At 65.3% G+C, this 16,868-nt stretch carries 16 protein-coding genes; 8 read left to right on the forward strand and 8 right to left on the reverse strand.

Features of this window, described 5'->3' with window-relative positions:
- Nucleotides 1–115 precede the first annotated feature (115 nt).
- Together MNQ99_RS01985 and MNQ99_RS01990 are read left to right on the forward strand one after the other, a co-directional pair.
- Nucleotides 116–676: a DedA family protein gene (locus tag MNQ99_RS01985; RefSeq protein WP_338423111.1), complete on the forward strand. Its 561-nt coding sequence runs from the start codon at nt 116–118 to the stop codon at nt 674–676.
- A 98-nt stretch (nt 677–774) separates the two neighbouring features.
- Complete coding sequence (locus tag MNQ99_RS01990) at nt 775–1,620, forward strand: HpcH/HpaI aldolase/citrate lyase family protein (protein WP_127512240.1); 846 nt, start codon at nt 775–777, stop codon at nt 1,618–1,620.
- A gap of 15 nt (nt 1,621–1,635) precedes the next feature.
- On the opposite strand, the gene MNQ99_RS01995 is transcribed toward MNQ99_RS01990, so the two are convergent.
- On the reverse strand, nt 1,636–2,496 hold the full coding sequence (locus tag MNQ99_RS01995; protein ID WP_241914248.1) for an SDR family oxidoreductase: 861 nt from the start codon (nt 2,494–2,496) through the stop codon (nt 1,636–1,638).
- An 83-nt stretch (nt 2,497–2,579) separates the two neighbouring features.
- On the opposite strand from MNQ99_RS01995, the gene gluQRS reads away from it, so the two are divergent.
- The 3 genes from gluQRS to MNQ99_RS02010 all read left to right on the forward strand — a co-directional run bounded on the left by gluQRS (nt 2,580) and on the right by MNQ99_RS02010 (nt 5,839).
- On the forward strand, nt 2,580–3,482 hold the full coding sequence (gene gluQRS / locus MNQ99_RS02000) for a tRNA glutamyl-Q(34) synthetase GluQRS (RefSeq protein WP_241915237.1): 903 nt from the start codon (nt 2,580–2,582) through the stop codon (nt 3,480–3,482).
- Between the two features lie 123 nt (nt 3,483–3,605).
- Nucleotides 3,606–4,412, forward strand: coding sequence for an SGNH/GDSL hydrolase family protein (locus tag MNQ99_RS02005; protein WP_241914249.1), 807 nt, complete (start codon nt 3,606–3,608; stop codon nt 4,410–4,412).
- 155 nt (nt 4,413–4,567) lie between these two features.
- Complete coding sequence (locus MNQ99_RS02010) at nt 4,568–5,839, forward strand: MFS transporter (protein WP_241914250.1); 1,272 nt, start codon at nt 4,568–4,570, stop codon at nt 5,837–5,839.
- 24 nt (nt 5,840–5,863) lie between these two features.
- Here MNQ99_RS02010 and MNQ99_RS02015 read toward each other — a convergent pair whose 3' ends face one another.
- The 7 genes from MNQ99_RS02015 to MNQ99_RS02045 form a co-directional block, all read right to left on the reverse strand.
- On the reverse strand, nt 5,864–6,805 hold the full coding sequence (locus MNQ99_RS02015; protein ID WP_241914251.1) for a serine/threonine-protein kinase: 942 nt from the start codon (nt 6,803–6,805) through the stop codon (nt 5,864–5,866).
- A 377-nt stretch (nt 6,806–7,182) separates the two neighbouring features.
- Nucleotides 7,183–8,295: an ABC transporter ATP-binding protein gene (locus MNQ99_RS02020; protein ID WP_241914252.1), complete on the reverse strand. Its 1,113-nt coding sequence runs from the start codon at nt 8,293–8,295 to the stop codon at nt 7,183–7,185.
- A complete protein-coding gene (locus tag MNQ99_RS02025) occupies nt 8,292–9,632 on the reverse strand; it encodes an ABC transporter substrate-binding protein (protein WP_241914253.1) in 1,341 nt (446 codons plus the stop codon). Before MNQ99_RS02025 ends, MNQ99_RS02020 begins: the two co-directional genes overlap by 4 nt.
- Before the next feature lie 70 nt (nt 9,633–9,702).
- Nucleotides 9,703–10,524, reverse strand: coding sequence for a carbohydrate ABC transporter permease (locus MNQ99_RS02030; protein WP_241914254.1), 822 nt, complete (start codon nt 10,522–10,524; stop codon nt 9,703–9,705).
- Nucleotides 10,521–11,474 (reverse strand): carbohydrate ABC transporter permease, encoded by a 954-nt coding sequence (locus tag MNQ99_RS02035; RefSeq protein ID WP_241914255.1) that lies wholly within the window; start codon nt 11,472–11,474, stop codon nt 10,521–10,523. The genes MNQ99_RS02030 and MNQ99_RS02035 overlap by 4 nt, the downstream gene beginning before the upstream one ends.
- Nucleotides 11,471–13,612 (reverse strand): outer membrane protein assembly factor BamB family protein, encoded by a 2,142-nt coding sequence (locus MNQ99_RS02040; protein ID WP_241914256.1) that lies wholly within the window; start codon nt 13,610–13,612, stop codon nt 11,471–11,473. Before MNQ99_RS02040 ends, MNQ99_RS02035 begins: the two co-directional genes overlap by 4 nt.
- A 33-nt stretch (nt 13,613–13,645) precedes the next feature.
- Nucleotides 13,646–14,503 carry a MurR/RpiR family transcriptional regulator gene (locus tag MNQ99_RS02045; RefSeq protein WP_127512249.1) on the reverse strand — a complete coding sequence of 286 codons (858 nt, stop codon included), beginning with the start codon at nt 14,501–14,503 and terminating at the stop codon, nt 13,646–13,648.
- 202 nt (nt 14,504–14,705) lie between these two features.
- Between MNQ99_RS02045 and MNQ99_RS02050 the strand changes: the two genes are divergently transcribed.
- The 3 genes from MNQ99_RS02050 to MNQ99_RS02060 all read left to right on the forward strand — a co-directional run bounded on the left by MNQ99_RS02050 (nt 14,706) and on the right by MNQ99_RS02060 (nt 16,868).
- Nucleotides 14,706–15,365 carry an HAD family hydrolase gene (locus MNQ99_RS02050; RefSeq protein ID WP_127512250.1) on the forward strand — a complete coding sequence of 220 codons (660 nt, stop codon included), beginning with the start codon at nt 14,706–14,708 and terminating at the stop codon, nt 15,363–15,365.
- Between the two features lie 90 nt (nt 15,366–15,455).
- Complete coding sequence (locus MNQ99_RS02055) at nt 15,456–15,641, forward strand: hypothetical protein (protein WP_127512251.1); 186 nt, start codon at nt 15,456–15,458, stop codon at nt 15,639–15,641.
- A gap of 258 nt (nt 15,642–15,899) precedes the next feature.
- Nucleotides 15,900–16,868 (forward strand): asparaginase, encoded by a 969-nt coding sequence (locus tag MNQ99_RS02060; protein ID WP_241914257.1) that lies wholly within the window; start codon nt 15,900–15,902, stop codon nt 16,866–16,868.

Raw genomic sequence — 16,868 nt, forward strand, 5'->3', positions numbered from 1 at the left:
CGCCCGACGGCGGAAGGGTGCCCCGCCGTCGTTGTCAGGCTTCGACGCATCCTCCGGCGGTCGTTGACATTCCTTCCGGCGATGATGTTAGGTGCTCCTAGAATCCCCTTCCGGCATGGCACCGCCTCCCCATGCCGCCACCCGCCCACCCACAGGAGGACATCGTGCGGCAGACGTGTTCGCTGAGCCGGACCTGATGGAGCAGATTGCCAGGCTCCCGTTCGGGCTTGCCGCACTCACCTTGTTTGGCATCGTGATGCTGCGCGCCAACGCCACTTATTGGGCCGGCAGGGCAGTGGCCGCCGGCGGAAGGCACACCCGCCTGGCGCGCCAGTTGGATTCACCGCCGATGCGCCGCGCGGAGGCGATCATCGCGCGCTGGGGAGCCCCGGCCGTCGCGCTGTGTTTCCTCACCGTGGGCATCCAGACGGCGGTCAATGCCACTGCGGGGTTGGGCCGGATGCCCCTGCGCCGATATCTGCCGGCCGTGGTGATCGGCTCGGTGCTGTGGGCGGTGCTTTATGCCACCGTCGGGCTGGCGGCACTGGAAGCCTGGCTCGCCGCGACCGCCGGCTCCCCGGTGGGGATCGCCGTCGTGGTGCTTCTGGCAGTTGCAGTGGTGGTTGGAATCGTGCTGGCCAAGCGTCGTCGGCAGCGGGACCAGGCCTCCGCCTGATGCGCCGGAGCCGTTGGCACGGACCACGTGGCAGACGCCTCAGTCGGTATTCCTCCCGCCGTTGGTGGCTCCGGCAGCGGAAACATTAGGCTAGGGGTATGCCCGCTTTCAGAAACCGTCGTGCCGCTGCCCTCCCCGCCAAACTTTCCCGCTCCTGGCTGCTGGCCTCGGCGGCGGACAAAGCGAATTTCGGGCCGGCGCTCGCCTCTGAAGCAGACTCGGTCATTTTCGACATGGAAGACGCCGTACCCGCCGCGGGCAAAGCCGCGGCACGGGAACGCGTGGTGGAGGCGCTGTCCACCGGCATGACTGCCTGGGTCCGCGTGAACGGCATTGAAACGGACTACTGGGCCGACGACCTGGCCGCCCTGTCCAAGGCACCGGGCCTGCGCGGCGTCATGCTGGCGATGACGGAGAAGCCCGAGCAGGTCACCCACACCGCCATGCGCCTGCAGGCCGGCACCCCGGTCCTGGCGCTGATCGAATCTGCCATCGGCATCGAGAACGCCACCGATATCGCCCGCGCGCCGGGCACCTTCCGGCTGGCCTTTGGCGTGGGCGACTTCCGCCGCGACACCGGCGCCAGTGATTCACCGATGGCACTGGCCTACGCCCGCTCCCGGCTGGTGGTTGCCTCCCGCGTTGGGCAACTGCCCGGCCCGATCGACGGTCCGACCGTCGGCGCGCTCGGCGAGGAACTGCTCGAAGCCTGCAAGGTGACGGCGTCCATGGGCATGACCGGCAAGCTCTGCTTGCTCGCGGATGCTGCCGACACCATCAACAAGGGGCTTTCGCCCAGCGACTCGGAGATCAAGTGGGCGCACGAGCTGCTGGACGCGCACGCGGCCGGTGCCGTGGTGGGCGATGGCTCCTACCTGCCGCGCCTGGCCCGCGCCGAGAAGATCTCCTCGCTGGCGGATTCCTACGGCCTCTGGAACGCGTAGGGTGCTGGGCCCGGGTCAGTCCCGGGCGAACAGCTCGCGCAGGCTGAGCGCCGGACGCCCGGTCAGCAGGTCCACGTCGTGGGTTACCCGGTCCAGCTCCCCGGCGGCGATCGCCGTGTAGGTGCTGACCCAGGCGGCTACCTGCCAGTCCGGGGCGCCGTAGTGCGCCCTGCTGGCGTACGCCTCCTCCACCGTTTCGTTGAGGAACGACGTCGGACGGCCGGTTGCCTCAGCAATGGCCGCTGCGGCTTCGGCCAGGGTCACCGATTCCGGACCGGTCAGCTCGTAGGTGAACGCCGCGTGGGGCATGGGTTCGGCCAAGATGGCCGCGGCGGCCCGGGCCACATCTTCGCGGGCCACAAACCCCGCCTTGCCGTCGCCAGCCGGCCCGCGGATCACGCCGGCCTCGTCGGCGAAGAGCGGCAGGATGTCCGCGTAGAAGTTGTTCCGCAGCAGCGTGTGCTTCAGGCCGGATCCGCGCAGTTTCTCCTCCGTGGCGAAGTGGTCGCGTGCCAGCGTGAAGGTGGCGTCCTCGGCCGCGCCGATGAACGAGGTGTAGACAATGTGTTCCACGCCGGCGTCGATAGCGGCGTCGATGAAGGTGAAGTGCTGCTGAAGCCGGTCCTCGGCTTCGGCCGCGGAGACCATGAACAGGGTCCCGACGCCCTGCAGCGCCGCCGCCACCGCGGCCTTGTCGCCGTAGCTGGCGCGCGCCGTCGTCGTTCCCGGCAGTTGCGGCGCTCGAGAGGGATCGCGAAGGATCAGCCGCAGCGGCAGGTTCTGCTCCGCCAGCATGCCGGCCACCATCCCGCCCAGTTGGCCGGTGGATCCGGTGATGGCAATCGGGGTTTCCGCGGGGGAGTCGGGTGCGCTCATGGCTACAGCATATTAGCCCGCGGCAACACCCGCGGGCCTGCTACCGTGGGGACGTGCCAGCAGTCCAGAGTCCCGCCGGCCCGCTGGGCGCCGCCGGTCGGTTCGCTCCCAGTCCCTCCGGTGAACTGCACATTGGCAACCTGCGCACCGCCGTGCTGGCATGGCTCTTCGCGCGCAGCAGCGGCCGCCGCTTCCTCATCCGGGTGGAGGACCTGGACCGGGCGCGCGCCGGTTTCGAGGCCCAGCAGCTCGATGCTCTGGCCGCCATCGGACTCGACTGGGACGGCGAGGTGGTGCGGCAGACCGAGCGCGGGCCGATCTACCAGCGGGCCCTCGAGCAGTTGGCCGAGGGTGGCCTGGTCTACGAATGCTTCTGCACCCGGCGGGAAATTGCGGAAGCGCCCAGCGCACCGCACGCCCCGGAAGGCGCCTACCCCGGAACCTGCCGCAACCTGACCGACGCCGAACGCGAGGAGCGCCGCCAGAACCGTCCCGCCGCGCTGCGGCTGCGTGCGGACACCGCCAGCTATACGGTTGCCGATCGGCTGCACGGCGACTACACCGGTTTAGTGGACGACTTCGTGCTGCGGCGCAACGACGGCGTGCCCGCCTACAACCTCGCGGTGGTAGTGGACGACGCGGCCCAGGGCGTGGACCAAGTGGTGCGCGGCGACGATCTGCTGTCCTCCGCCCCGCGGCAGGCGTATCTCGCGCAGCTGCTGGGGTTGCCGCCGGTGGAATACGCCCACGTGCCGCTGGTCCTCAATGAACGACGGCGGCGCCTGGCCAAGCGCGATGGTGCGGTGACGCTGGATGCCCTGGCAATGGCCGGGTTCAACGCCGCTGCCGTGCGCCGCATGCTGCTGGAGTCGCTGCGCCTGCCGGACGCGCCGCTGGACCAGTTGGCTGCCAACTTCCGGCCGGACGCCCTGCCGCTGGAGCCGTGGATCTTCGACCCGCCGCAGGTGGCACTCTCCCGCGGCTGACCTTCCGCCCCATCTGTAGCGATGAGACCCCCTGGGCCTGACCGCGGAGACATGTCACTGGAATGACCTCCACCTTCATCTGGAGTTTGCCTTGGCTTTCCCCGTCCGCGCTAGCGTGAGCGCGTGGGCGGACTCTTCGTAGCGTTGGGCGACAGCTTTACCGAGGGCGTCGGGGACTACAATCCGAATTTCCCGAACGGGGTCCGCGGTTGGGCGGACCGGGTGGCCAAGCAACTGGGCAAGCAGGACCCGGACTTCCGCTACGCCAACCTTGCGGTGCGCAGCAAGCGGCTGCACCAAATCATTGCCGATCAGCTGGAACCGGCCATCGCCATGGAGCCCACACTCGTCTCCTTCTACGCCGGCGGCAACGACATCCTGGAGTTCAAGCGCAGCATGCCGGAGCTCATGGCCGAGTACGAATCGGCGATCAGGCAACTGTCTGAAACCGGCGCGAGATTGATCCTTTTCACCGGATTCGAAGTGATGCTGCCGCCGGTGCTGGAACCGATGCGGCGTCGAAACTGGGCGTTCAACGAGGCAGTCCGGGAACTATCCCGCCGCTACGATGCCGTGCTGGTGGACCACTGGGCATTCGATCGATACCAGGACCGCCGGATGTGGGACACAGACCGGCTGCACATGTCCTCGCTGGGGCACAGATACATGGCAGCCCGAGTTCTCGAGGCCCTCGGCGTCGACCACACGCTCCGGCTCAAGCAGCCGGAGCCCCTAGTGCCAGCCGGCTGGCGGCAGGCGGTCCGTCGCGAACGCGATTGGCTGCAGGAGTGGGTGATTCCGATGTTCGGGCGAAAGTTTAAAGGCGTCACCCTGGGAGACAACCTGCCGCCGCGCTGGCCGGAACCGGTACGCGTCTCGCGCGGTTTGAAAAAGCTTGCCAGACAGCGTTCTGCCGCCTCGGCTGGCTGATGAGCGCACCGGTTGCCGCTGCAGACCTGCCGTTTGCCGACCACGCACCTATAAACGGTGTTAGAACGTGCCTGCTTGTTCGGCAGCGGCTGTACGCTGTTGCCACAACTACAGGTTTGCGGTCATGCCGCGTCGTCGGTGAGGAGGCCGCCGCCATGACAGTCCAGGAACCGCGCGAGCCGGTGCCGGCGCTCGCTGTTCCGGCGGCGTTCCAAGAACCCGTCGCCAAGGTCCGCCCCGGCTGGGTGACCGCCGTCGTACTCACCAATCTCGGCATCAACGCAGCGTTCTTCGGCCCGCTGCAGGTCTTGCTGGCTCAGCAATCGCAGACGTTCGATGCGGTGAACAAGGAGGCCGTCCTCGCGCTGGCCACCGGATTCGGCGCTGCGGTGTCACTGGTCGCGAATCCGATTTTCGGCGCGCTGAGCGACCGCACCACGTCTCGGTTCGGACGACGGGTGCCGTGGGCGCTCGCCGGCGGCATCCTGGGCTTCGCGGCGCTGCTGCTGCTGTCCGGCGCGCCCAACATTGCCGTGATGGTGATCGGCTGGTGCCTGGTGCAGGCCGGTTGCAACGGCGCTTACGCGGCCGTCACCGCCAGTATTCCGGACCGCGTTCCCCGGCGGCAGCGCGGCCAGATCGGCGGGCTGGCAGCCATCGGCCAGACGCTGGGCATTGTGATGGGTGCCGTGTTGGCAAACGTTGCAGGCGGTTTTGCCGCCGGTTACATCTACTGTGCGCTGTTCCTGCTGGCCAGCATCATTCCGTTCGTGATTGCCGGCCGTGACACGCCGCTGGACAAAAAAGACCGCCCGGCCTTCGCCTGGTCCACTTTCCTGAAGGGCTTTTGGATCTCCCCGGCCAAACACCCCGATTTCGGCTGGGCATGGCTGACCCGGTTCCTGGTCAACCTGGGCAACAACATCTTCACCCTCTACCTCTTTTTCTTCCTGCAGGACGCCGTGGGGCATCCGAACCCCGCCGCCGGTGTGCTCCTGCTGACCGGTATCTACGCCGCCATGGTGGTGCTGATGGCCTTGCTCGGCGGACCGCTGAGCGACCGAGTGGGGCAGCGCAAGCCATTCGTGATCGCGTCCTCGGTGACCATCGCGACCGCCTCCATCATCGTGGCTGTTACTCCTGCATGGCCGGCAGTAATCGCGGCGGCTATGGTCCTCGGTGCCGGCTTCGGCATGTTCCTGGCCGTGGACTTCGCCCTGCTGACGGAGGTCCTGCCCAGCGCCGCCGACCGCGGCAAGGACATGGGCGTCATCAACATCGCGGCCTCGTCGCCTCAGGTCATTGCCCCGCTGATCGCTGCGCCCACGGTGCTCTACCTCGGCGGCTACACATCACTTTTCGCCCTGTCAGCCGTCATTGGACTGCTAGGGGCGGTCTTCGTGGTCAAGATCAAGGGCGTGCGGTAGCCCTGCCGCGGGATGTCCGAAGATTCAGGCGGCGACCGTTTCAGCGACGGCCGGTCCGTTTGGTGCAAGTGAGCGCCGATGACGGTCCTGCCCTATATCGCGCACGCTGTCCGGCAGGTGGCCGCGGAAATGCGCATGTTGGACGCGGCGGAGGAGGTGCAGGGCCTGTCGTGCAGTTGCGCGCTCCGAAGGCTCTACGGCCGTCATGGCCGCGATGAGGGCGGCCCATCGCCTGCCCAGGACGGAGGGGATGGTGGGGCGGCGAAGGGTGCGTGCCAGCAAGGATTCGATCGCGCCGCCGGGAAACGGCCTGGTGCCGGTCAGGCTCTCCATGAGTACAAGTCCGAGCGCATAAATGTCTCCCGCGGACCCTGCCACGCCGCCGTCTGCTTGCTCCGGGCTCATGTAGTGCGCCGTCCCATAGCCGGATGACGTGCAGGGGATGGCGGAGCTGCTCGCTATGCCAAAATCGGTCAGCTTGGCCTCCGTCGAAAATCGGCCGGCCGGAAGCTGGGGGATCAGGATATTCGATGGCTTGATGTCGTGGTGCATGATTCCCCGACTGTGAATATATGCCAGGGACTTCAGTAGGCTCTCGGCCCACGATATGACAAGTGTGGGGTCGGCGGCACCGGCGGACAGGATTTTCTTGAGGCTTGAGCCCTCCACGAGCTCCAAGACCGCAAACTCAGGCCGGCCCTCCGCGTCGGCGTGGTGTGAATAATCCCGCAGGGCCACGATGCCCCGCTGCCGGATCTTGCGTTGGATCAGGATTTCACGCCGCTGTCCGCCGTCATCTGCCGGCTTGCGGAAGACTTTCAGGGCAACAGGCCTTCCCCCGCGGCTGTCCGTCGCCCGGTAAACCACTGCTTCGGCGCCGCTCCCCAAGACTCCCTCCAGCTGGAATCGGCCGTTTAAGACTGAACCGGATGCCGGCAGGAATGTCCTTGTTGATTCCGTCGCCACGCCATACTCCTCTGCGTTTTGAATAATGAAATGTCCGGATCCCCCTCGGCTGCAGTGCGGCCGAAGTGAGACGGCCACTACGGATCTCTGGTGTCTACCTGCCCGACCGCAGTATATGCAGATGCATTTATATTAGCTCATTTAGTTGACGTTTCAACTTATCCTTACGGATCTTGGATGGGCCCGGCAGATGCGCTGCCATCGGTCCCGTTTCGAGGCTTCCTGGCCCCAGCGTCCAGACCGATGGCCGTGGGCGCTCTTCCCGCTGGGGAACGCGAAAGGGGCGGCGGCTTGGAGTACACCAAGCCGTCACCCCTTTCTATACCGTCGAGCTCCCGGGAGGGCCCCGCCAGTTCAGCCACGTCCGTCTGACGGGACTACATGCTGCTGACCAGCGCGTGTTCGTGCAGTGACACTCCTCGTTCGCGGGCGTTGCCCAGTCTCTGTTCAGTGGTGTTGGAGTACACGTGCACGTGGCTACGTTCGCACCATACTGACAGGTGTTCACCGATGGCGGGTACCGAGTCGCTGTCCATCAGGAGTGCGAATGATTCCCGCGAGGGAAGCTGGAGGTGCACGATTCGTTCCCTGCCGGTGGGTTCGATCAAAACGACCGTTCCCCCGGTTCTCCATACTTCCGGTGATCTGGGGTCGCCCTCGCCGGCGTGGAACCGTTCCGGCCGGACACCCAGGGTGACGGGCTCGTCTCCGCCGCCGATGTGTGCGCCGAAATGGGAGGCGCGGGTTGCGGGGTCGACGGCGAAGAGATTCATCGGGGGTGTGCCGACGAACCCTGCGACGAAGAGGGTCTGAGGTTGCCGGTAAAGCTCCTCCGGAGTGCCCAACTGTTCGATGCGTCCCTTGTTGATCACGGCGATGCGGGAGGCCATGGCCATGGCATCTGCCTGATCATGCGTGACGTTGATGCCGGTAGCTCCGACGCTCTGGAGCAGGCCGGCGATTTCGACTCGTAGCGACGCGTGCAGCTGCGCGTCCAGCCCGGAGAGCGGTTCGTCGAGCAGCACGATGCTGCTGCGTCGGGCCAGTGCCCGGGCCAGCGCGATGCGTTGGCGCTGGCCCCCGGACATCTGGCGGGGTTTGCGGTCGAGAAGGTGTTCGACCTGCATCCGGGTGGCTATATCCGTCGCCCGCGCATCGGCTTCGGCGCGGCTGAGTTTCTTTCCGTGCCGCAAGCCCAGGGTGATGTTTTCCCGGCTGCTCAGGTGCGGGTAGAGGGCGTAGCTTTGGAAGACGATTGCTACGTCCCGCGCCTCGGGAGGAATGCGGTTTTGGAGTTCACCGCCGAAGCGGATTTCTCCGGTATCGACGGTTTCCAGCCCCGCGATGGTGCGCAGGAGGGTGGACTTGCCGGATCCTGAGGGGCCGAGGATGGCGATGTTCTCACCAGACTGGACCTCAAGGTTGATGTCTTCGAGTGCCTTGACCTGGCCGAAGTTTTTGTTGACGTTCGAAATGTGGACTGCGGTCATGAATTTTCGCCCAGAACGATCGCATCAATGGTGGCTACCGCATCCTGCACGGCGGTGGCGGTTTCGGCGCCGGTCTGGAGCTGCTGGTCCATCAATTCAATGGCGTCGTAGATTTTGGCCGTGTGGGCACCAGGGAATCCGCCGCCCCACTGGGTCAGCTTGTTGTCAAACGTCCAGGCGAAGGTCATCTGCGGGCTCGCCTGGTCGGAGGCCAGAAGTTCGTCCCGGGCGATGGTATCGACGGGGATGTAGCTTCGCTGGGTCCCGGAGGCCTGCATGACGGATTCGGGGGTGAGGATCTGGCCGATGAGTTCGCCGGAGAACGCCGCCCGGCAGGAATCGTCCGAGAGGACCATGTAGCCGTTTCCGCCGGCCGGCAGTGCACGGTCCTGCACGCCGTCGATGCTGGGCAGCTTGATGGGCATCCAGTCGAACTTGTCTCCCACACCCTGGCTGATGCTGGCGATGTTGGAGGTGGTGATCATCGTGACGGGAAGCGTTCCGGAGGTAAAGATATCCACCGCCTCACTGGCGGCAGGGATTCCTGCTTCCAGGCCGTCCCGGCCGAGCTCGGACCAGATATCCAGCGCGGCGATTCCGGCGGCGTCGCCGAAGGCGGCGGTGCCGTCTTCGTTCACCAACGTGCCACCGGAATTCTGGACCAGTCCCTGGGTGTACCACTCTGGAAGTCCTGAGGGGGCAATGGAGACCGATGGCTTGCCGGTGTGATCACTGACCTGGCGCGCGACGTCCAGAAGGTCCTCGTAGGTCTTGATGTCTTCGGCGTCGCCGGCGCCTGCGGCGTCGAGCAGGTCCTGGTTGACGGCCATGACCGGCGCCGAGATCTGGGCTGGCGCCAGGTAGGTTACGCCGTCCCGTGCGGTGCCGGCGCCGAGGAACTGGGTCTGGTAGGTTTCGGGCAGAACGCCCTTATCCAACGGGACCGGGTTGTAGGTATCGACCCAGAACTGCATCTGGCCTAGGCCCGTCATGATGACATCGGGGCGCTTGCCGACGGCGATGTCCGCAACAATCTGCTGGGTCAGTTCGCCGTAGTCGGTCGAGACCGACGGTACCGCATTGATGCTCAGGCCCGGGTACCGGTCTTCGATCACCTTCACCGCGGCTTCCATGGGCTCTTTGGCCAGAGAGTTGAAGGCGACGTCGATGGTGGTTCCTTCGGCGGTGCACTGGCTGATGTCCGTGGCGGCAGCGACGGATGCGCCGTCGGCGGGCTGGTTTGCCACGCCGGCGCTGCTACTGCTGCCGCAGGCGGCAAGGCTGAGCGTGAGGGTGGCTGCGGTGGTGCCAATGATGGCACGGCTGATGAAACGCATGGTTCTAAAGCTCCTGCTGATTTGGTTGGGGTTGGGATTGGTGCAGTGGGTTGGAAGGGGGGCCGGCAACTTAGCCGGTGATTTCGGTGCCGCTCATGCCCCGGACAAAGTGCCTTTGGGCCACGAGGAAGACGATGATGATCGGGACCGTGACAATCGCGGCGCCGGCGGCCAGCGCCGGATAATCGAATCCGGTGGCTGCGTCCTGGAAGATGGCCAGAGCCAGCGGCGGAGTCTGGATTTCGGGACTCCGGGCTGCGAGCAGCGGCCACATGTAGTCATTCCAGTGCACAAAGATGGAGTACACGCTGAAGGCGGCGATTCCCGGCTTGGCCATGGGAACGACCACGCTGACCATGGTCCTGACCGGTCCCAGGCCGTCCATTTCGCTGGCCTCCATGAGCGCCCGGGGAATGGACATCATCTGGTTCCGGATCATGAACGTACCGAGCACCGACGTGGCGAACGGCAGGATCAGCGCCGCCAGCGTGTCCCCGAGCCTGAACTGGTTGATGCCGATAAACAGCGGAATCATGGTCACTTGGCCGGGGATGAGCAGGCACAGCAAGACGAAGCCGAAGAGTTTTCCGGTCCACCGTCGCCTGTGCATCGCCAGAACGTAGGCGGCCGGGATGCAGGTCAGTAGCTGCAAGGCCAGAATTGCGAAGGTGACGAGCAGGCCGACGAGCATGGCGTTGCCCAGGGCCCCGTCGGTCCAGGCCCTGGCATAGGCCTCGAAGGTGATGCTCTCGGGGAGGAACGAGAACTCGGCATTGAATACTTCGTCATGGCCGGCAACGGAGGTGCGCGCCATCCAGTAGAAGGGGAAGAAGGAGCTCACGAGGGCTGCGGCGAGGAACAGCCATTTACCGATGCGGATGGTGGCTCTCATTTGTCCCCGCTTCCGGCCAGGACCCGGCGCTGCCAGAGACCGACCGCGAGCAGCGCCGCGATCATCAGGAATGAGAGCGCCGAAGCCGCACCGAGATCGAAATACTGGAATCCCATGCGCCAGGCCATCGTTTGGATCAGCTCGGAGGAGTACTGTGGACCGCCATCGGTCATAACCCGCACGGTGTCGAACGCCTGGACTGACTGGATGATGGCCATGACGACGGCGAAGACCACCGACGGTTTCATCACCGGCAGCGTAATTTTCACCAGTCGAGTCCAGCCGCTGATGCCTTCCATCCGCGCCGCCTCGTGCATGGTGCCGGGAACGGTCGCCAGTCCGGCGAAGAAGATCATCATGGTGAACGAGGAGGTGCGCCAGATGCCGACCAGGGCAACGGTGAGCAGCGAATGGTCGGTGCTGCCGAGCCAGTTGACCGGGGCGGCACCAATCATTCCCAACAGGGTGTTCGCGACGCCGCCGCGGAAATCAAAAATGTAGGTGAAGACCACTGCCATCGCGACCATGTTCGCGGTCATCGGCAGGAAGAGCAGCGTGCGCACCAGCGCCTTGCCCCGTGTCAGCGAGTCGGCGGCGAGGGCCATCATCAGGCCCAGCACCAGGCTGGGGACGATCGTGGCGAGCGAGTAGATGACGGTGTTGACAATGGACCGCTGCACGGGTCCGTTGCTGAAAATTTCCCGGTAGTTGTCCAGCCCGACGAAGCTCCATGATCCGCCTGCCAGCGGGATGGTGAACCAGCTGCCGATGAACGTTAGAACCGCGGGCAGGAAAATGAAGATGAATGCCAAGATGGCCATCGGCGAGACCAGCACAACCGGCGCCCAGCGACGCCAGCGTGTCGCGCCGGTGCCAGCTGCGGGTTTGAGGTCCGGAGGCGGGGCTGTTGCAGCCTCCTCCCTGGTACTTGGTGCGAGCGAGATGGTCACAACAGTCCTTTCTTATCCAGGGCGAAGACGCCGCCGTCGACCCCTACGCCGATCAGGACGCTTGCGGCGTCGGCCAGCGGCGCGGCGACCGGGACTCCGACCACGACCCGGTGCAGGAGCTCACCCTCGAGGGAGAAGACCCGTACCTCACCGTCAAGGCAGGGCAGGATGATCCGGTCGCCCAGCACGGTCGGCGGTGCAAGCACCGGGTGTGCTTGTTTGGCGTAGGGCTGGAGCGGGAAGGGCGCCGAGTCGTCCACGCGGGCTTCCCACAGCTTGCGGCCGTCGGAGCGGTCGAGCATCTCCAGTCCGTGGCCCCCGACGGTGGTTATGATTCCTCGGTCCGTGGCGACGGGCGCGGACGGGCTGAAGTTGCCTTCGTGTTCCGCAACCCAGTTCAGCGCCCCGGAAGTGGAGTCGATGGAGATGGTGCTGGAGTAGCCCGGAAGCAGGATTGATCCGGTGGACGCGTCCAAGGCAGCCGTGCCCATGACGAGCAGGCGTTTGATCTCCCGGAAATCTGCTGCGGATTCGTCGGCTGAGGACGGCCACTGGTCCTCTCCTGTTTCCAGACTCAGGCCGATGGGGTATTGAGGGCTAGGCCAGTAACCGACCGCCACCAGGTCGCCGGCAATCAACGGCGCCGCATGGTTGACCAGGTTGTGGTGCGGGGCCAGGTCCGTACGGCGCCAAATGACCTTGCCCGTGGCGGCGTCGATGCGGCGCAGGTCGGCCTGGTCGCCGACAACAACGCAGCCTGCGGCAGGTGCCGGTGCGCCCCAGGCGAAGCGCCGCAGCGGGTCCGGGGACGGACAGACCCAGAGCAGGTCCCCGGTCTCTTGGCTGTAGGCGCTTACGTCCCCGGTCACTTCGGCGCTGATGACGACGTCTCCGACCAAAGCCGGGGCCGTCTTGACCGCGGAGTCCGTGCGGGAGGTCCAGAGGATCCGGCCGGTAGCCGGGTCGAGGGCCTGCACGGCTCCGCCGGGGGTGTCTTCGAATTGGGAACCGGCAAAGATTCGGTCGCCGCCGATGGCGACCCCCTGCCGGTGTCCCGACCCCGCAAGGAAGGTCCGCCAGAGAACGTCCGGAGAACTGATGGTGTGAGGGGTAGAAGCGATGGTGGACTTGGCCAGCACCGGAGTGAGGGCATCCTCCGCAGGAGCATGCAGGGCAACGGTATTGAGGGTGAAGTTTTGTCCGTCCCAAGTCACCCGCCGCCAGGACGGCGGGCTGTAGTCCAGCCCCGCGAAAAAGGCCGGCGGGGTGTTCACGTGCAGCGTCCCGTCCACGGAAACCACCCGTGATGTGTGCCAGTGGCCGGAGAAGGTGGCCAGCGGCGGGCGGGGGACATTCGCCAGCAGGGACTCGCCCGGCTGGTCGTGGAAGAGCAGGATCCATGGAGTCTCTTGGGGAACCAGCGCAAGGTCGTTGCGCAGCCACTCTTCCTGGATCGTGTTATCGATGCCGAGTTCGTGGGTGTGCCAGTCCATCGCCACAACGTGCAGTCCGGGGATGTCGAAGCTGTACCAGCGGGGACCCAGATATTTTTCGTAAGCCGCCGGGTCTGCACTGTTGGTCAGGTAGTTGTTCGCGGAGATCACCGATTCGTGCCGGCCGTCCATATGGTCGTGGTTCCCGGCGATCGTGTGGACGGGCAGCGGGCTGCCGTCCAGGATCTCAATCAGGGCCTGGTACTCATCGGCCAAGCCGTGATCAACAAGGTCCCCGGTCAGGAAGACAGCCTGCACGTCCGGTGCGGTTCGCGGCAGGCCGGCGAGGAAACTCTCGAACTGGTCGGGCAGGCCGCCCTCCGGGTACAGCGCTGCAGCACGCCGTTCGCTGCTCTCAGCCAGGCCGCCGGGGACACTTAAATGGGTGTCGGAGAGGTGTACGAATTCGAAGGGGAGACTCTGGGGCTGCTCGATGAGGTCAAAATCGATGGGCTCGGAGCCGGCCGGCGACCACCAGCGCCGGGCGGTATAGCCCTCCGGGCGGGAGAGGAGCACGAACCGGCCCCTGTCCGGAAGCGTGTAATTTCCGCTGGCATCGGTCTGCACCGCATCCTGGCCGTTGGAGACGACGACGCCGGGCAGGCCGCGTTGATCGGGCCCGCGGACGATTCCATGCATGTTCATTGCACCTTGCTTTTGTGGGAGTGGGAGTAAAAGTCAGAACCGGTGTTCGGCCAGGACTTCGGAGGCGGCACGCAGATGCCTGTCCGCGTCCGGCAGTTGCTGCTTGAGCATGATGTAGAGCGCGTCGAGTACGGCCAGATGAACCAGCCTGCTGGTCACTGCTTCCACCCGGACCCGGGTCTCTGCACTGCCGGCAATGATGGTGTGATCACAGAGCTCGGTCAGCGGTGACCGGGTGAAGCTCGTCAAAGCCATGACGCTGGCCCCGGCTGACTTCGCCGCGCGGGCCGCGGCCAGCGTCTCGAACGTCGAGCCCGTGTGGCTGATCGCGAACAGGACATCGCCGCGGCCTAGCATCCGAGCCTGAATGTGCTGTGCATGGACATCGGCGACGAACAGCACGTTCAACCCCAGCGTGCTCAGCCGGAAGGCGCAGTCACTGGCGATCATCGCCGACGTCCCGACTGCTGCGAAATGGATGCGGCGGGCTGTCAACAGCTCTCCGACGACGCCGCTGACGGAACCAACGTCAAGGACGGCGGCGGTATCCTTCAGTGCCGACGCGAAATCGCGCAAAATCCTGACGGCGAGTTCTGCGCCGTCGCCCACCGCCCCGGCGTCGAAATGGGCCGCCGGCACATGCTCGATGGCCAGCCTGGTTTTGAGTTCCTGGAAGCCTCGAAGGCCGATGCTGGTGCACATGCGCACCACGCTGGCCGCGGAGGTGTTCGCACGTTCCGCCAGTTCCGTCACCGACGTCTCCAGCAGCTCCAGCGAACCCGCCAGCACAACGTCGGCCACCCGGCGCTCGGCCGGGGAGAACGATGTCAGATGCCCCCTGATGAGCTGGCGAACATCGGTCTGGACACCACCTGGCTTGTTATCGGTCATGTCAGTCAACCTAAGGAGCCGGCATGAACCAACGATTCACCAACCATGAACGGTGAATGAAGTTTTCAGGCAACCCAAAGTTTTGAAAGATTCTTTCAAGCCCCATGTGCCACTGTTGACCCAACGTCCCCTGTCCACTCGAGCCCCTGAGCGGGCATGGACAGGAGCGGCGTAGCCCTCGTCGAACATAGGAGATTCTCTGGTGACTACCGTTGCCCACACACTTGTCCTGCTGGATTGGAACGGCACCGTCATGGACGACGTGGACCGCGCCGTCGCAGCCACAAACGATGCCACCGCAGGACGCGGGCTTCCCGTGATGGACCGCGCCGCCTTCCAGAACTCCTTCACGCTCCCGATGAATACCTGGTTCCAGGGCATGGGGATCGCCGACGGCGACACCGGCGAAGTCGAGAAACGCTGGAACGAGTCCATGAAGACCCTCGCACCGGTCCGCGCCAACGTTGCCGAAACCCTCACTCTGCTCCGGCAAGGAAGTGTGGTCACGGGAGTGGTGACTGCTGCGGACGAGACCGTCCTCGAACACGACATCCGGCACAACCGGTTGACCGGAATGTTCGATCATCTGCGCGCATCGGTCAGCAACAAAGCCGAATGTCTGGCGTCACTTCGGCATCTGGGAACGGCTGCCTACTACGTGGGCGATACCGCGTACGACATGATCTGCGCCCAGGAAGCCGGCTACGTGCCCATCTCAATAGGCGGCGGGTACCAACACCCGGACAGGTTGGCCGCCGCGGGCGCCGACCACCACCTCGACAGTTTCGAGGAACTCCTCACCCTTCTCCATCTGCCGGCCGGTGCAGGACGACCGCCGGCGCATCCGAGCCTCACTCGTTAAGCACTCCAAGCTGAACAGTCACCATCAGGACCCTTGGTTTCCGCCGTTGACGGGAGGACGATTAAAGGATCGAGGTGAAGGAGGTTTGTGATGTGCTACTCCTCGAACAGGGATTTCGGTTGGCGCTTCAGGAAGGAAGACGAGCGCACGCCGGAAACCCGCCGGGAAGACCAGGGCACCAAGGGCGAGACCTGGACGAAGTCCGATGACTCCGAAGTGAAGGCTTTCCTGGATAAGTCCCCAGCCGACGAACCGGCCAGAGACCGGGCGTTGTAGCCGAAACCGTACATATCCATTGAAGCCCCGCAGGGAATCTGCGGGGCTTCAATCACCCAGTTTCGTCGCCGTGACCGCCTGAGCCGGAGAGATCCTATGCGGCAGGAACCCAGCACTTAACCCACATCCGCCGCCGTCGCCGCCCCCTTGCCTTTTCTTTGTGTCATCTGCGTCATATTCTGGTGCCGTTGCAGCTTGCTTTTGCATCGACAGTCCGACCCTTCGGAGCCGGCTTCTCGCTCGAGAAGGAGGCGCACGATGGCCCATATCCAACTGCTGGGCACCGGCGGTACTATCGCCTCGCGCAGCCAAGGCACGCGGGGAGCTGTTGCTACAGAGGCCTCATCCGCGCTGGTCCCTAAGCAGTACGGCGATGTCACGGTCCGCGCCCGCGACATACTGACCATCGGCAGCTACCGGCTGGATCTGGCCGACCTGCGCCGGATTGCTGAGGCGGTCGGGCAGGCCCTCGCGGATCCAGACACCGACGGCGTGGTGGTCACCCACGGAACGGACACGCTGGAGGAAACGGCCTTCCTGCTCGACCTCGTGCATGCTTCGCCCAAGCCAGTGGTGGTCACCGGTGCCCAGCGGACTGCCGATAGTCCCGACGCGGATGGGCCACGCAACGTCGCAGAGGCGGTCCGGGCGGCGGCCGACGAGCGTTTGCGCGGGGCCGGAGCGCTGATCTGTTTTAACGGAACAGTCCGTTCCGCCCGGGGCGCCCGCAAGGTACACACCACCGCGGGCAGCCCTTTCGGCGGTGGCACCGAAGTGGCGCACATGGCGGGCAACCAGCTCGTAGTGACAGCTACACCCCGCCGCTACCCGCCGCTGCCGACCCCGCCGACCGCATTCGATAACACCCGGGTGGAAATCATCACTGCCTACCCCGGCGCGACGCCGGAGTTGTTGGACCACGCCGTGCAGCTCGGGAGCCGCGCCGTCGTGCTGGCCGGTACCGGGGTTGGCAACGCGGGGCCGGGGTTCGCCGAGGCTGTCAAGCGGGCGACGGGTAACGGCTGCATCGTTGTGCTCAGCACCCGGGCGCCGTGGGGGCCTGTGGTCCCGACCTATGGCGATGGCGGCGGCATCGATTTGGTAGAAGCCGGCGCCATCCCCTCGGCGGACCTCAACCCCTTCCAGGCTCGCATCCTCACCGCCGTCCTGCTTTCCTACGGCGAACCGCCAGAAGAATTCCCAGCTGTGTTTGAAAGCTACCTCTAA

The sequence above is a fragment of the Arthrobacter sulfonylureivorans genome (assembly GCF_022637435.1).
In the GTDB taxonomy this organism is placed as follows: domain Bacteria; phylum Actinomycetota; class Actinomycetes; order Actinomycetales; family Micrococcaceae; genus Crystallibacter; species Crystallibacter sulfonylureivorans.

What these genes read in the sequence shown, in the direction of transcription:
- MNQ99_RS01985 (WP_338423111.1), top strand. Translation starts at nt 116, where the DNA reads ATGGCACCGCCTCCCCATGCCGCCACCCGCCCACCCACAGGAGGACAT.
- MNQ99_RS01990 (WP_127512240.1), top strand. Translation starts at nt 775, where the DNA reads ATGCCCGCTTTCAGAAACCGTCGTGCCGCTGCCCTCCCCGCCAAACTT.
- MNQ99_RS01995 (WP_241914248.1), bottom strand. Translation starts at nt 2,496, where the DNA reads ATGAGCGCACCCGACTCCCCCGCGGAAACCCCGATTGCCATCACCGGA.
- MNQ99_RS02010 (WP_241914250.1), top strand. Translation starts at nt 4,568, where the DNA reads ATGACAGTCCAGGAACCGCGCGAGCCGGTGCCGGCGCTCGCTGTTCCG.
- MNQ99_RS02020 (WP_241914252.1), bottom strand. Translation starts at nt 8,295, where the DNA reads ATGACCGCAGTCCACATTTCGAACGTCAACAAAAACTTCGGCCAGGTC.
- MNQ99_RS02025 (WP_241914253.1), bottom strand. Translation starts at nt 9,632, where the DNA reads ATGCGTTTCATCAGCCGTGCCATCATTGGCACCACCGCAGCCACCCTC.
- MNQ99_RS02030 (WP_241914254.1), bottom strand. Translation starts at nt 10,524, where the DNA reads ATGAGAGCCACCATCCGCATCGGTAAATGGCTGTTCCTCGCCGCAGCC.
- MNQ99_RS02040 (WP_241914256.1), bottom strand. Translation starts at nt 13,612, where the DNA reads ATGAACATGCATGGAATCGTCCGCGGGCCCGATCAACGCGGCCTGCCC.
- MNQ99_RS02045 (WP_127512249.1), bottom strand. Translation starts at nt 14,503, where the DNA reads ATGACCGATAACAAGCCAGGTGGTGTCCAGACCGATGTTCGCCAGCTC.
- MNQ99_RS02055 (WP_127512251.1), top strand. Translation starts at nt 15,456, where the DNA reads ATGTGCTACTCCTCGAACAGGGATTTCGGTTGGCGCTTCAGGAAGGAA.
- MNQ99_RS02060 (WP_241914257.1), top strand. Translation starts at nt 15,900, where the DNA reads ATGGCCCATATCCAACTGCTGGGCACCGGCGGTACTATCGCCTCGCGC.